Origin of the sequence: Ideonella margarita (assembly GCF_038066635.1) — a bacterium.
Classification (GTDB): domain Bacteria; phylum Pseudomonadota; class Gammaproteobacteria; order Burkholderiales; family Burkholderiaceae_C; genus Ideonella; species Ideonella margarita.
Genome location: NZ_JBBUTI010000007.1, coordinates 258,010 through 272,329 on the forward strand (window position 1 = coordinate 258,010; position 14,320 = coordinate 272,329).

Annotated in this window: 13 protein-coding genes and 1 other RNA gene; 7 read left to right on the forward strand and 7 right to left on the reverse strand. The window is 65.0% G+C overall.

The window, feature by feature from the left end; all coding sequences use genetic code 11:
* Nucleotides 1–106: 106 nt before the first annotated feature.
* From AACH00_RS12145 to gyrA, 6 genes are all read right to left on the reverse strand, one after another.
* On the reverse strand, nucleotides 107–2,119 hold the full coding sequence (locus AACH00_RS12145; RefSeq protein ID WP_341399401.1) for a bifunctional 3-phosphoshikimate 1-carboxyvinyltransferase/cytidylate kinase: 2,013 nt from the start codon (nucleotides 2,117–2,119) through the stop codon (nucleotides 107–109).
* Between the two features lie 77 nt (nucleotides 2,120–2,196).
* Complete coding sequence (locus tag AACH00_RS12150; protein ID WP_341399402.1) at nucleotides 2,197–3,081, reverse strand: prephenate dehydrogenase; 885 nt, start codon at nucleotides 3,079–3,081, stop codon at nucleotides 2,197–2,199.
* A gap of 69 nt (nucleotides 3,082–3,150) precedes the next feature.
* Nucleotides 3,151–4,281: a prephenate dehydratase gene (gene pheA, locus AACH00_RS12155; protein ID WP_341399403.1), complete on the reverse strand. Its 1,131-nt coding sequence runs from the start codon at nucleotides 4,279–4,281 to the stop codon at nucleotides 3,151–3,153.
* Complete coding sequence (gene serC / locus AACH00_RS12160) at nucleotides 4,274–5,380, reverse strand: 3-phosphoserine/phosphohydroxythreonine transaminase (RefSeq protein ID WP_341399404.1); 1,107 nt, start codon at nucleotides 5,378–5,380, stop codon at nucleotides 4,274–4,276. The genes pheA and serC overlap by 8 nt, the downstream gene beginning before the upstream one ends.
* Before the next feature lie 8 nt (nucleotides 5,381–5,388).
* Nucleotides 5,389–5,970, reverse strand: a complete 582-nt coding sequence (locus AACH00_RS12165) for a DUF2059 domain-containing protein (protein WP_341399405.1) — start codon at nucleotides 5,968–5,970, stop codon at nucleotides 5,389–5,391.
* Nucleotides 5,967–8,639, reverse strand: a complete 2,673-nt coding sequence (gyrA, locus tag AACH00_RS12170; protein ID WP_341399406.1) for a DNA gyrase subunit A — start codon at nucleotides 8,637–8,639, stop codon at nucleotides 5,967–5,969. Before gyrA ends, AACH00_RS12165 begins: the two co-directional genes overlap by 4 nt.
* Nucleotides 8,640–8,901: 262 nt before the next feature.
* Here gyrA and ompA point away from each other — a divergent pair, with 262 nt between their 5' ends.
* The 4 genes from ompA (at nucleotide 8,902) to ssrA (ending at nucleotide 11,396) form a co-directional block, all read left to right on the forward strand.
* Nucleotides 8,902–9,555, forward strand: coding sequence for an outer membrane protein OmpA (gene ompA, locus AACH00_RS12175; RefSeq protein ID WP_341399407.1), 654 nt, complete (start codon nucleotides 8,902–8,904; stop codon nucleotides 9,553–9,555).
* Between the two features lie 93 nt (nucleotides 9,556–9,648).
* Nucleotides 9,649–10,347, forward strand: a complete 699-nt coding sequence (gene ubiG, locus AACH00_RS12180) for a bifunctional 2-polyprenyl-6-hydroxyphenol methylase/3-demethylubiquinol 3-O-methyltransferase UbiG (protein ID WP_341399408.1) — start codon at nucleotides 9,649–9,651, stop codon at nucleotides 10,345–10,347.
* Nucleotides 10,344–11,009, forward strand: a complete 666-nt coding sequence (locus AACH00_RS12185) for an HAD family hydrolase (RefSeq protein WP_341399409.1) — start codon at nucleotides 10,344–10,346, stop codon at nucleotides 11,007–11,009. Before ubiG ends, AACH00_RS12185 begins: the two co-directional genes overlap by 4 nt.
* A 14-nt stretch (nucleotides 11,010–11,023) precedes the next feature.
* Nucleotides 11,024–11,396, forward strand: a transfer-messenger RNA (tmRNA) gene (gene ssrA / locus AACH00_RS12190).
* A gap of 77 nt (nucleotides 11,397–11,473) precedes the next feature.
* On the opposite strand, the gene AACH00_RS12195 is transcribed toward ssrA, so the two are convergent.
* The gene (locus AACH00_RS12195) at nucleotides 11,474–11,767 is read right to left on the reverse strand and encodes a hypothetical protein (RefSeq protein ID WP_341399410.1); all 294 of its coding nucleotides are present in this window, start codon (nucleotides 11,765–11,767) and stop codon (nucleotides 11,474–11,476) included.
* Between the two features lie 155 nt (nucleotides 11,768–11,922).
* On the opposite strand from AACH00_RS12195, the gene AACH00_RS12200 reads away from it, so the two are divergent.
* The 3 genes from AACH00_RS12200 to AACH00_RS12210 all read left to right on the forward strand — a co-directional run bounded on the left by AACH00_RS12200 (nucleotide 11,923) and on the right by AACH00_RS12210 (nucleotide 14,165).
* Complete coding sequence (locus tag AACH00_RS12200) at nucleotides 11,923–12,558, forward strand: NAD(P)H-dependent oxidoreductase (protein ID WP_341399412.1); 636 nt, start codon at nucleotides 11,923–11,925, stop codon at nucleotides 12,556–12,558.
* A gap of 118 nt (nucleotides 12,559–12,676) precedes the next feature.
* Nucleotides 12,677–13,285, forward strand: coding sequence for a TetR/AcrR family transcriptional regulator (locus AACH00_RS12205; RefSeq protein WP_341399413.1), 609 nt, complete (start codon nucleotides 12,677–12,679; stop codon nucleotides 13,283–13,285).
* A 64-nt stretch (nucleotides 13,286–13,349) separates the two neighbouring features.
* Nucleotides 13,350–14,165 carry a TIGR00266 family protein gene (locus tag AACH00_RS12210; RefSeq protein ID WP_341399467.1) on the forward strand — a complete coding sequence of 272 codons (816 nt, stop codon included), beginning with the start codon at nucleotides 13,350–13,352 and terminating at the stop codon, nucleotides 14,163–14,165.
* The last annotated feature ends 155 nt before the right edge of the window (nucleotides 14,166–14,320 follow it).

Here is a 14,320-nt window from a genome sequence, read left to right on the forward strand (position 1 = left end):
GTCACGGGGTTGAGGTTGCGAGATCACCGCCCTGAACGATGCTTTGCGCATCTGGAGGGCAGGGCGGTGGGCCCAGGCTCGTCAGCGTTCGATCTGATCGAACGCCTCAGAACGGTTGGCGTTGCTGCCACCAATTCAGCACCTGCACCACCGAATCCTCGATGGACAGCTGCGAGTTGTCGAGCAGCTCAGCATCTTCTGCCGGCTTCAAAGGTGCCACAGCGCGGTTTTTGTCGCGTGCGTCACGAGCTTCGAGGTCAATGCGAAGACTGTCGATATTAGCCGAATTTCCCTTTTCGATCAATTGGCGGTACCGGCGGGCCGCCCGTTGCTCGGCGCTGGCGGTCAGGAAGACCTTCAGCGGTGCGTCGGGGAAAACGACGGTGCCCATGTCGCGGCCGTCGGCCACCAGGCCCGGCGCGCGGCGGAAACCGAGTTGCAGCGCGTGCAGCGCCTGGCGCACTTCCGGGTGCACCGACACCTGCGAGGCCATGCCGCCGGTCGATTCCAGGCGCAGCGGGTGGGTAATTTCTCGGCCGTTCAGGAACACGTCGTGGCCGGTGAAGCGCAGATCGAGGTTCGCGGCCATGGCGGCCAGCGCCGGACCGTCATCGAGGGCGATGCCGGCGTCCTTCGCAGCCAGGGCGGTGGCGCGGTAGAGCGCGCCTGAATCAAGCAGGTGGTAGCCCAGACGTTCCGCCAATTCCGTGGCCAGCGTGCCCTTGCCGGAAGCGGTCGGGCCGTCGATGGCCAGCACGGGCACGGCACCCGCCACCGGCTCAACCAGGCTGAACAGCGCGTCGAAGTAGTCCGGGAAGGTCTTGGCGACGCACTTCGGGTCTTCGATGCGCACCGTGCAGGGCGGCTGTGCGCCGGCGAGCACGTTCAGGCTGGCCAGCGACAGGCACATCGCCATGCGGTGGTCGTCGTAGGTGTGGATGGTGGCGGCCTGCCAATGCTGCAGCGGCTGCACCACGATGTAGTCGGCGCCTTCTTCGACCGTGGCGCCGAGCTTGCGCAGTTCGGTGGCCATGGCGGCGATGCGGTCGGTTTCCTTCACGCGCCAGCTGGCGATGTTGTTCAGCCGGGTCGGGCTGTCGGCATACAGCGCCATCACGGCCAGCGTCATCGCGGCGTCGGGGATGTGGTTGCAGTCGAGCGTGATGCCCTTGAGCGGCCAGGCGCCGCGGCGCACTTCCAGCCAGCCCGGGCCGCCGGTGACGGCCGCGCCCATGGCCTGGGCGGCCTCGACGAAGCGGATGTCACCCTGGATGGCGTCAAAGCCCACGCCTTCGATGCGCACGGGCTGATCAATGCCGGCCAGAGCACCCAGTGCCACGAAATACGACGCGGACGAGGCGTCACCTTCCACGTGGATGCTGCCGGGCGACTTGTATTGCGAGCCCTGGGGCAGCACAAAACGCTGGTAGTCGCTGCGTTGCACTTCGATGCCGAAGCGCGCCAGCAGGCCCAGGGTGATGTCGATGTAGGGCTTCGAGATGAGCTCGCCGTCGACCTCGATGGTCACCGGGCCTTGCTCGGTGACGAGCGGCAGTGCCAGCAGCAGCGCCGTGAGGAACTGGCTCGACACATCACCGCGCACGCGGATCGTGCGCTCGGTGTGCAGCGCATGCTGGCCACTGTCGCCCACGCGCAGCGGCGGGAAGCCGGGCTGGCCCAGGTCGGTGACGGGGCAGCCGAGTTGGCGCAGGGCGTCCACCAGGTCGCCGATGGGGCGCTCATGCATGCGGGCCACGCCGGAGAGTTCGAACTGGCCGCCTTGCGTGGCTGCGAGCACGGCCAAAGCCGCCGTCAGCGGGCGCATGGCGGTGCCGGCATTGCCAAGGAAGAGCTTGGCGTTGCGCTGTTGCAGCTGGCCACCCAGACCGGTGACGTGCAGGGCGCTGCCGTCACGACGCAGGGTGCAGCCGAGCGTTTCCAGCGCGGTCAGCATCACGCGGGTGTCGTCGGAATCCAGCAGGTCATGGACCACCGTGGTGCCGGCGGCCAGGCCAGCCAGCAGCAGCACCCGGTTGGAAATGCTCTTCGAGCCGGGCAGGCGCACGGTGCCGGCGGCCGACTGGAACGGCGGGAGATCAAGGAAAGCGGTCGAATACATGGCGATGGGCCTGTACGGCAATGAAGTCGAAAGCGGAGTCCGGCGCGCTGGAAGGGCGCACCGACTCCTTCGGGCGATCAGGTGTTGGCGCTGCCGCGGGGCAAGCCCATGCGCCACTGGCTGCGCGCCGTGGAGACACCCTTGACCAAGGCTTCCAGCGATTCCCCCTGGCAGTCGCGCAGCACCTGTTCGAGGATGCCGAGCGCGCCCCGGAACTGCTCAGACTGCTTGAGCACCTCTTCGCGGTTGGCGATCAGGATGTCGCGCCAGATGGCGGGGTCGCTGGCGGCAATGCGCGTGAAATCTCGGAAGCCCGGGCCGGCGAGCGACAGGAACTGTTCGCTGTCAGCCTGCTGAAGAATGCCGGTGAAGTAGGCAAACGCCAGCAGGTGCGGGAAGTGGCTGACGGCGGCAAAGGCCGCGTCATGCGCTTCGGGCGTCATCACGCGAACGCTGGAGCCCACGGCCGACCACACCGCCTTGGCCTTCTCAACCAGTTCGGGCGAGGTTTGCGCGATCGGGGTGAGAATGACCTGGCGATCACGGTAAAGCGCTGCGTCGGCGTATTGCACGCCCGAGTGCTCCTTGCCGGCGATCGGGTGCGCGGGCACGAAGGCGATCGAGCGCTCCTTCAGCACGCGGCGGGCAGCGTCCACCACGTCGCGCTTGGTGCTGCCCACATCCATGAACAGCGTGTTCGGCGTGACGAGGTGCCGGATGGCGCGGAAGGTGGCGTCAGTGGCGGCCACCGGCACGGCGATCAGCACGATGTCGGAGCCTGACACGGCCAGCAGGGCCGATTCAGCCGTCTGGTCGATCACGCCCATCTGGCGGGCTTTTTCGGTGGTCGACGGCGACTTGCTGTAGCCGATGACTCGCTCCACCAGACCAGCCTGCTTCAGTGCGAGTGCAAAGGAGCCGCCCATCAGGCCGCAGCCGATCAGGCCGAGTTGCTTGAACATGGCCGCCATCTCAGCCCTCGGCGCGGCGCGGGCCGGCGTGGCGATGGCACACGGAAATGCGTACTGCGATCATTTGACGTCGATGGGGTAGGTGCCCAGCACCTTGAAGAAAGCGCACACCTCGCGCAGTTCCATCATGGCGGACTGCACATGCGGCTCGTCAGGGTGGCCCTGCAGGTCGACGTAGAAGTAGTACTCCCACTGGCCCGAGCGTGCGGGCCGCGACTCGAAGCGGGTCATCGAGACGCCATGGCGCTTCAGCGGCACCAGCATGTCGTGCAGCGCGCCCGGACGGTTGGTGACCGAGACGATGAGGCTGGTGCAATCGTGGCCCGACGCCTTGGGTGCCGGGTGCCGGTGCGGGTCGGTGACGATGGCGAAGCGGGTGCGGTTGTGGGTGTCGTCCTGGATGGCCGGGGCCACCAGGTGCAGGCCGTATTCGCTGCCGGCGCGGGCGCTGGCAATGCCGGCCAGACGCGGGTCCAGCGCAGCCAGGCGTGCGCCTTCGGCATTGCTGGACACCGGACGGCGTTCCACGTTCGGCAGGTGGTGCGACAACCAGCCGTGGCACTGGGCCAGCGCCTGCGGATGCGCGCACACGACTTCGATGCCTTCGAGCGCATTTTCCTTGCGCAGCAGGTTGTGGCGCACGAACAGGCTGGTCTCGCCGATGATGAACAGCGGCGTCGTCAGGAAGATGTCGAGCGAGCGGGCCACCACGCCTTCGGTGGAGTTTTCCACCGGCACGACGCCGAAATCGGCCGCGCCCGACGAGGTGGTGTGGAACACCTCGTCGATGCTGGCGCAGGGCACGCGAACGATGGAGGCGCCGAAGAAGCCAAGCGCGGCTTCTTCACTGAAGGTGCCGGCCGGGCCGAGGTAGGCCACGCGGGTGGGCGTTTCCAGCGCGCGGCAGGCAGACATGATCTCGCGCCAGATGGGCGCCACACTGTCCTTCTTCAGCGGGCCGGGGTTGACGGCCTTGAGGCCATCAATCACCTGCGCTTCACGCTCGGGGCGGAAGACCACCGAGCCTTCCTTCTTCTTCAACTCACCCACCGCCAGCGCCAGGCCGGCGCGGCGGTTCAGCAACTCGAGCAGGTCGCGGTCCAGGGCGTCGATCTGGTGGCGCAGGGCCAGCAATTCAGGGGGCGTGTCCGCGGCAGCGGACTTCGGGGCATCAGAGGGGGCGTCAGCCATGGCGGCGGGCAAAGTCCTGCATGTAGTTCACGAGCGCCTGCACGCCTTCCAGCGGCATGGCGTTGTAGATCGATGCACGCATGCCGCCCACAGACTTGTGGCCCTTGAGCTGCAGCAACCCTGCATCCTTGGCGCCCGACAGGAACGCGTCATTCAGCGCATCGTCGGCAAGGAAGAAGGGCACATTCATCCGCGATCTGGCTTGGGTGGCCACGCGGTTGCGGTAGAAACCGCCGTTGTTGTCGAGGTAGCCGTACAACAGGTCGGCTTTGGCAATGGCACGGCGTTCCATCTCGGCGACGCCGCCTTGCGATTTGAGCCACTGGAACACCAGGCCGGCGATGTAGATGCCGTAGGTGGGTGGCGTGTTGAACATCGAGCCGTTGTCGGCGACCGTCTTGTAGTCGAAGGCCGACGGGCAGATGGACAGGGCGTGGCCCAGCAGGTCTTCACGCACGAACACCAGCGTCACACCGGCCGGGCCGATGTTCTTCTGTGCGCCGGCGAAGGCGAGGCCGACGCGGCTCCAGTCAATCGTGCGCGAGAGGATGTGCGAGGAGCAATCCACCACCAGCGGGGCACGGCTGCCCAGGGCGGCCAAGTCGGGCAGTTCGCCCATCTCGACGCCATCGATGGTTTCGTTCGAGCACACGTGCACATAGGCCGCGCCGTCACGCAGGGCCCAGGTGGCCGGGGCGGGCAGGCTGGTGTGGTGGTCGGCTTCGTTGCTGGCCACCGCCAAGGCGTCGGCGTAACGACCGGCTTCCTTGAGCGACTTCTTGCTCCACGAGCCCGTCACCACCACGTCCACCATGCCGCCGCGCGACAGGTTCATCGGCACGATGGCGTTTTCGCCCAGGCCGCCACCCTGCATGAACAGGATGCGGAAGTTGGCCGGCACGGCCAGCAGATCACGCAGATCCTGTTCGGCAGCCGCGTGGATCGCCGTGAACTCCTTGCCGCGATGGCTCATCTCCATCACGCCCATGCCGCTGCCATGCCAGTCCAGCATCTCGGCAGCGGCCGTGCGCAACACGGCTTCAGGCAACACGGCCGGGCCAGCCGAGAAGTTGTAGGGGCGCAGGGGCGTGGTGCTCACGGATCAGATCACTTCTTCACGGGTTTGGCAGCGGCGGGCTTGGCGGCGCCGGCAGCGTCAACGGGCACGCCCAGCTTCTTGCGCAGGTTGTCTTCCAGGGCCTTCAGCTTCGGCTCCACCGTCGGGCGGGTGTCGGCCACCAGCTTCTGGCTCAGCGCGTTCTGCATGTCGTTGCTGATCTGGCTGAACTTCTTCATCGCCGACGATTCCAGCCACGTGATGATGGTCTTGAGCTCGTCTTCGGTGAACTTCTCTTCCAGCAGCGGGCCCAGCGTGGGCTGCGACAGCTTCACGGCGCGGTCGCGCAGCACCGGCTCGATCTCGTCGTGAAACTTCTTCACGTCGGCCTGGATTTCCTTCGCCACGGCTTCGCGCTTTTCGGGCGCAACGCCACCGATGGCGCCACCTGCGGCCTGCAGCACCTGCTGCGCCGTCTGGCCTGCCACGGCACGACCGACGTTCTCGGCCGACTGCTGCTGCAGCTGGACCACGCGGGCTGCGAGGTCCTTCTTGTCATCCGCATGGGCGGTGCCTGCCAGCAGGGCGCTGGCCAGCAGCGTCAGCGGCAAATGCTTGAGGAGGGTGATCATTCAGCGGAATCCTGGTTGTTGTCCGGGCCTTCGCCTGCGTCGGCCTGGCCTTCGGTGTCGCCTTCAACTTCAGCGTCGGTGTCGACGTTGGCGTCGTTTTCGACGATGCGTTGCAGGCCCGACAGCTTGCTGCCGTCGTCCAGCGAGATGAGCGTCACGCCCTGGGTGGCGCGGCCGAGTTCACGGATCTCCGAGACCCGGGTGCGCACCAGCACGCCCTTGTCGGTGATCAGCATGATCTCGTCTTCCGCACGCACCAGCGTGGCGGCCACAACCTTGCCATTGCGCTCGGTTTGCTGGATGGCGATCATGCCCTTCGTGCCACGGCCGTGGCGGGTGTATTCGACGATGCTGGTGCGCTTGCCGTAGCCGTTTTCGGTGGCCGTCAGCACGCTCTGGGTTTCGTCTTCGGCCACCAGCATGGCGATCACGCCCTGGCCTTCCTCCAGCATCATGCCGCGCACGCCGCGCGCCTGACGGCCCAGCGGACGAACGTCTTCTTCGTCGAAGCGCACGGCCTTGCCGCCGTCGCTGAAGAGCATCACGTCATGGTGACCGTCGGTCAGGGCGGCGCCGATCAGGTAATCGCCTTCGTCAAGGTCCACGGCGATGATGCCGGCCTTGCGCGGGTTGCTGAATTCATCCAGCGCCGTCTTCTTGACGGTGCCGCGTGCCGTGCACATGAACACGTAGTGGTCAGCAGGGAAGGTGCGGTTGGTGCCGGTCAGCGGCAGCACCACGGTGACCTTCTCGCCTGGCTGCAGCGGGAACATATTGACGATCGGCTTGCCGCGGCTGGCGCGGCCGCCCTGCGGCACTTCCCAGACCTTCAGCCAGTACACGCGGCCGCGATCGCTGAAGCACAGGATCCAGTCGTGGGTGTTGGCGATGAACAGCTGGTCGACCCAGTCGTCTTCCTTCGTGGCGGTGGCTTGCTTGCCGCGGCCGCCGCGCTTCTGTGCGCGGTACTCGGCCAGCGGCTGGCTCTTGATGTAGCCGGTGTGGCTCAGCGTCACGACCATGTCGGTCGGCGTGATCAGGTCTTCGGTGCCGAGTTCCTGCACGTTGTGCTCGACCACCGAGCGGCGTGCGCCGACCTTGGTCTGGCCGAACTCCTGCTTCAGCGCGATCAGCTCTTCGCTGATGATGAAGGTCACGCGCTCGGGCTTGGCGAGGATGTCCAGCAAGTCGGCGATGACCGACATGACGTCCTTGTACTCGCCGACGATCTTGTCCTGCTCCAGGCCGGTCAGGCGTTGCAGGCGCATCTGCAGGATTTCGCCCGCCTGGTCTTCCGACAGGCGATACAGGCCATCGGCCTGCATGCCGAACTCGGGCGCCAGGCCGTCCGGACGATAAGCAGCACGGCCGCCCGGGGTGTCGGTTTCGGCGCGCGAGAGCATCTCGCGGACCAGCGACGAATCCCAGCTCTTGGTCATCAAGGCGGCCTTGGCCATCGGCGGCGTCGGCGAGTTCTTGATCAGCTCGATGAACTCATCGATGTTGGCCAGCGCCACGGCCAGGCCTTCCAGCACGTGGCCGCGCTCGCGCGCCTTGCGCAGCTCGAACACCGTGCGGCGCGTCACCACTTCGCGGCGGTGCTCCAGGAAGATTTCCAGCAGCAGCTTCAGGTTGCACAGACGCGGCTGACCGTCGATCAGCGCGACCATGTTGACGCCGAAAGTGTCTTGCAGCTGGGTCTGCTTGTAGAGGTTGTTCAGCACGACCTCAGGCACTTCGCCGCGCTTGAGCTCGATCACCACCCGCATGCCGGACTTGTCCGACTCGTCCTGGATGTGGCTGATGCCGTCGATCTTCTTCTCGTGCACCAGCTCGGCGATGCGCTCGAGCAGCGTCTTCTTGTTGACCTGGTAGGGCAGCTCGTCAACGATGATCGACTGGCGCGAGCCACGGTCGATGTCCTCGAAGTGCACCTTGGCGCGCATCACCACGCGGCCGCGACCGGTGCGATAGCCTTCGCGCACGCCATTCACGCCGTAGATGATGCCGGCGGTCGGGAAGTCCGGCGCCGGGATGATTTCCATCAGCTGGTCGATCGTTGCGTCCGGCGCCTTCAGCAGGTGCAGGCAGGCGTCGACCACCTCGTTCAGGTTGTGCGGCGGGATGTTGGTGGCCATGCCCACCGCGATGCCGGCCGAGCCGTTGATCAGCAGGTTGGGCAAGCGCGCCGGCAGCACCAGCGGCTCTTTCTCTGAGCCGTCGTAGTTCGGTCCGAAGTCGACGGTTTCCTTGTCGATGTCGGCCAGCATTTCATGGGCGATCTTCGAGAGGCGGATTTCGGTGTACCGCATGGCCGCAGCGTTGTCGCCGTCGACCGAGCCGAAATTGCCCTGACCATCAACCAGCATGTGACGCAGGGAGAAATCCTGGGCCATGCGGACGATGGTGTCGTAAACGGCGGTGTCACCGTGCGGGTGATATTTACCGATGACGTCACCAACGATACGGGCCGACTTCTTGTAGGGCCGGTTCCAGTCGTTGTTCAACTCGTGCATCGCGAACAGCACGCGGCGGTGCACCGGCTTCAAGCCGTCACGCGCGTCGGGCAGGGCACGTCCCACGATCACGCTCATGGCGTAGTCGAGGTAGGAGCGCCGCATCTCCTCTTCGAGGCTGATGGGCAGGGTTTCCTTGGCGAATTGGGTCATCGGGTGCGCTGTTCGGGCCGGGTTGCGGCCGGGTGCCTGGAAAGACGGAAGCGCAGATTCTAAGGGGCGCCGCTTGTAGCTCCCAAGCAACATTGCAGGCACTCTTGCCTGCCCCGGAAGCCAAAACAAAGTCGGACCAAAGCCCTATGGCACAATCGGTTGTCGGTGGTGAGCGCTCGACGAAACCGGGTGTTTGCCAGGTTATCTCGCTTCCGATTTGGACGTATCGCAGTGAACTGCGGCTTTCCTTGAGAGGAGAATCATGAAGAAACTGAACAAGGTGGCGATGCTGTTTGCATCGGCTGCGCTCGCCGCTCCGGCTTTCGCACAATCCGTTGACAACTGGCGCGCCACTGATGGCACCGTCTGGAAGAACGGTACCAATGAACTGTGCTGGCGCGACGCCAACTGGACCCCGGCTACGGCTGCCAAGGGCTGCGACGGCGCTATCGTGCCGCCGGCACCGGCTCCGGCACCTGCCCCGGCTCCTAAGGCTGCCCCGGCTCCGGCCCCGGCACCTGCCCCGGCTCCGGTTCCTGTGCCTGCCGCTCCTGTGAGCGAAAAGGTCACCTACGCTGCTGACGCTTTCTTCGACGTGGACAAGTCCGTGCTGAAGACCGAAGCCAAGGCCAAGCTGGATGACCTGGTCAGCAAGACCTCGGGCATGAACCTCGAAGTCATCATCGCCGTCGGCCACACCGACAGCGACGGCTCCGATGCCTACAACCAGAAGCTGTCGGTTCGCCGCGCTGAATCCGTCAAGGAATATCTGGTCGGCAAGGGCGTGGAAAAGAACCGCGTCTACACCGAAGGCAAGGGCGAGAAGCAGCCTGTGGCCGACAACAAGACCAAGGAAGGCAAGGCGAAGAATCGCCGCGTCGAAATCGAGGTCGTTGGCACCCGCGCCAAGAAGTAATCAGTTCGCTGATTGCTCACTGAAACCCCGCCTCGGCGGGGTTTTTTCATTGGCGCTCCCATTCTTCAGAATCGCCCCGGATACCATTGCCCCATGCTGAATGCCGACCCCCAAGAACTGAGCAAATTTGGTGACCTGGCGCACCGCTGGTGGGACCCCGATGGTGAGTTCCGCCCGCTGCACCAGATCAATCCGCTGCGCCTGGACTGGATTGCCGCTCTGGCAGCCTTGCCGAACCACGACGTGATCGATGTGGGCTGCGGAGGGGGCATCCTGGCTGAATCGATGGCCCAGCGCGGTGCGCGTGTCACGGGCATCGATCTGTCGGTCAAGCCGCTGAAGGTGGCGCAGCTGCACGCCATGGAATCCGGCGTGGCCGTCGACTACCGCGAGATTGCCGCCGAGGCGCTGGCCGAGGAGCGCCCATCGAGTGCTGACGTGGTGACCTGCATGGAAATGCTGGAGCACGTGCCCGACCCAGGCTCGGTGGTGCGTGCGTGCGCCACCCTGGTCAAGCCGGGTGGCTGGGTGTTTTTCTCGACCCTGAACCGCAACCCCAAGTCTTTCCTGTTCGCGATCGTCGGTGCCGAGTACGTGCTGAAGATGCTGCCCAAGGGCACGCACGAATATGCCAAGTTCATCCGCCCGAGCGAACTCTCGCGCTGGGTGCGCGAGGCCGGCCTCGAAGTGCATGAGTTCAAGGGCATGGAGTTCAACCCGCTGACCAAGCGCTACTGGTTGTCCGGCGACACCAGCGTGAACTACATGGTGGCTTGCCGCCGTCCGCGATGAGGGGCGACATCGATGCGGTGCTGTTCGATCTGGACGGCACGCTGATTGACAGCGCCCCCGACCTGGCAGGTGCTGCCAACGCCCTGCGTGCGGAGCACGGCCTGCCACCGCTGCCCTACGCTGATCTTCGGCCCATGGTGGGCTCTGGTGCTCGCGGCATGGTGGGCGTGGCTTTGGGCCTCACGCCTTTGGATGCGGCATTCCCTGAGCAGCGTGACCGCTTCCTGGCAATCTACGAAGCGGCCCTGCTGGTGCACACGCGCGTGTTTGACGACATGGCGCCGGTGCTGGCGCAGTTGAGCGGCGCCGGCATCCCCTGGGGCATCATGACCAACAAGGCGACCCGGTTCGCCCAACCCGTGGTGGCGGGCCTGGGCCTCGATGCGGTGGCCAAGACGCTGGTGTGTGGTGACACAACCCCGCACGCCAAACCTCACCCTGAGCCCTTGCTGGAAGCCGCCCGACGCATGGGTGTGGCGCCAGAGCGTTGCGTCTACGTGGGCGACGACCTGCGCGACGTACAGGCCGGGCGCGCCGCCGGCATGCAGACGCTGGCCGCGGGCTGGGGCTACCTCGGCCAGGGCGAGGCGATCGAAGCCTGGGGCGCCACCGCAGTGACTAAGTTTCCGGCCGAGCTCTTGAACTGGCTGGAGATAGCCTAAACTACAGACTTCCTGGGGCCGACCTGGTTTCGACGTGGGTGCGGAGTTGGGATAGGGCACGCCGAGCACCAGTCCGCTCGTTAAACCACTGGAAAAAAAGTAACTGCGAACGACGAACGTTTCGCCCTCGCCGCTTAACACCGGTGAGCCTCTCAGCAGTTGGCCGATGGGCTGCGTCTGACGCCGCAAGGTGTTAGGCAGAGAGGTCATTCACATTGGCTGGTTTCCAGGTGGGCCATGTACCCGGAAATAAGATCAAGTGGCTGGCTGCCAACGAAGCGTGCTGCTGCGCGTCGGGGGTGGTGAGATCCAAATCAGTCAGCTAAGCGTGTAGATCTACCTGGCGATGGCTTGCGGACGGGGGTTCAATTCCCCCCGGCTCCACCATCACAACGTTCGCGCTAGATCGCGAACAACTGGAAAGCCCTGTGTCAAACGACCCAGGGCTTTTTCTTTGGGTTTTCTCACCGCGTCTGCAGCACCCACTCCAAGGCCAACGCTGCAATCTGGTTCTTCGACAGATCCGTGTGGCTGCACAGCTGGTCAATCTGGGCGTGAGTGTCCGGGCCCAATGTGCAGGTCACTTTCGTCGGCGCAGTCATCGCCGCGCCGGCCAGTGCCCGCTGGGTGATCCCCTGGCCCAGCAGCGCTGGGTTGGCCACGAAGGCGGCCACGCCCGTGGTGATGGCTGCTGAGCGGTTGATGCCGGCGGTCGATTCGCGCAGCTGCGTGGGAATCAGGAGGGTGGTGGTTCGCATGGTGGGGTTGTACCACCGGGCGTTTGCGTGCATGTTCGGCCTGACATGTCCCGATGCCCCCACGCCAGCACCACCGCGCGCCACTGGCTACGATGCCCCTCACGCTGACTGTGTTTTTCGCGCGGTCATTCCCAATCCCACCAAAAGGACAATTCATGAGCCTGCTCCAGAACCTGCAATGGCGTTACGCCGCCAAGAAGCTTGACGCCGCCAAGCCTGTGCCCGAGGACAAGGTTGAGCGCATTCTGGAAGCCATTCGCCTGACCGCCACCTCCAGCGGCCTGCAGCCGTATGAAGTGATCGTCGTGACCAACGCCGAAGTGCGCGAGAAGATCAAGCCGATCGCCTGGAACCAGAACCAGATCACCGATGGCTCGCACCTGCTGGTGTTCGCGGCATGGGACAACTACACGGTTGAGCGCATCAACATGATGTTCGACCTGACCAACGACGAGCGCGGCTTCAAGAACGAAGGCTGGGAGAACTACCGCAACATGCTGCTGGGCATCTACCCGAAGCGTGAAGCTGAAGTGAACTACCAGCATGCGGCTCGCCAGGCCTACATCGGCCTGGGCACGGCGCTGATCGCGGCTGCGGAAGAGCAGGTCGACAGCACGCCGATGGAAGGTTTTGATCCGAACGCGCTGGACGAGATCCTGGGCTTGCGTGCCCGTGGCCTGCGCAGCGTCGTCATCCTGCCGCTGGGCTATCGCGAGCCCGCCAAGGATTGGCTGGTCAGCCTGAAGAAGGTGCGCCGCTCGGTCGACAATTTCATCAGCTGGGTGCGCTGAACCGAGTGACTGACCGGCAGGGGGCGCGGGCATGACTCGCGGGTCTGTTCGCGATGCATTCGCCTGCATTGAAAACTTGTCAGTCACCTTATAGCCGTGGGCGCCTAAAATAGCGCCCATGGCCAAGATCTCTTTCCGCGAGCAGGTGCTCCGCGTCCGTGAGGACGCCATCATCACGTCCGTCAATCGCTTGTTGGCCGAAAAGGGCTTCGACAGCATGACGGTGGACGAGGTGGCCGCTGACGTCGGTATCGCCAAAGCCAGTCTCTACAAGCACTTCGCCTCCAAGGAGGCGCTCGCTGCGGCGGCGATGGTTCGTGTGCTGGCGCGCACGCTGGAGCACATGAACACCCTGACGGGCCGGCCTGAGTTGACGCCGGTGCAGTGCCTGCGCTCGGTCACCGGCTGGGCCTTGCAGTTGCAGCTGGCGGGCGAGATGCCGGCCTTGCCCTCGCAGAATTCCACGCTCCGCGCGACGCTGGTGTCGGACACCGCCTACCTCGACCGCCTCAATGAGGTCAGCGAGCAGATGGGCGCCTGGATCGTGGCCGCCCAGGCGGACGGCAGCATCGATGACACCTTGCCGCCTGAGCTGGTGCTCTACACCTTGTTCGCCCGTGCCTGTGACCCGGTTCCGGGCGTGATGCAGGCCAGCGGGCAGCACACCGATGAGCGCATCATCGAGTGGGTGTTGCAGACCTGTTTCAACGGCCTGCGCAAGTCCTGAGATTGCCTTCGTATTTCGGTACCATTCGCGCCTTTGCAGACTTCCCGTTGAAGGGGTGATGAACATGGCGATGGACGTGGTGGACTTCGAAATCAAGGGCTCGGAAATGCAGTTCGTCGAGGTCGAACTCGACCCGGGCGAGGCTGCAGTCGGCGAGGCCGGCAGTCTGATGTTCATGGACGCCGGCATCGGCATGGACACCGTCTTCGGTGACGGCGCCAAGTCAGGCGGCGGCTTCTTCGGCAAGCTGCTCGGCGCCGGCAAGCGGCTTGTGACGGGCGAGTCGCTGTTCACCACGGTCTACACCAACCAGGTGTCGTCGAAGCAGCGCGTGGCCTTTGCCGCCCCGTACCCAGGCAAGATCCTGCCGATGGACTTGAGCAAGATGGGCGGCACGCTGATCTGCCAGAAGGACGCGTTCCTTTGCGCTGCCCGCGGTGTGTCGCTCGGCATTCACTTCCAGCAGAAGCTGTCGGTCGGCTTCTTTGGCGGCGAAGGCTTCATCATGCAGAAGCTCGAAGGTGACGGCCTGGCGTTTGTGCATGCCGGTGGCACCGTGGTGCGTCGTGAACTGAAGGCCGGCGAAACGCTGCTGGTGGACACCGGTTGCGTCGTGGCCTACACCCCGAACGTCGACTTCGAGATCCAGTACGTTGGCAAGATCAAGACGGCGCTGTTCGGCGGTGAAGGCCTGTTCTTCGCCAAGATGACCGGCCCGGGCACGATCTGGCTGCAGAGCCTGCCGTTCTCGCGACTGGCCAGCCGCATCTTCGCTGCAGCACCGCAGGCGGGTGGTGGCTCCCGCGAAGAGGGTTCGATGCTGGGCGGTTTTGGTGCCGGGGGCCTGCTGGGTGCCGTGTTGGGCGGCGACGACGAGTGAGTCGGAATTGCGGAAGGACAAACGCCCGGCGCGTTTGCCTTTCCGCGGTGGCGTTCACAGCGCCTACACTTGCGGGTTGCCCCCAATGAGCCCGCCGCGCTGTGAACCTGCCTTTTGTTGATCGCCTTTCGCTTCGCCAGTCCGCTGCTGGCGTG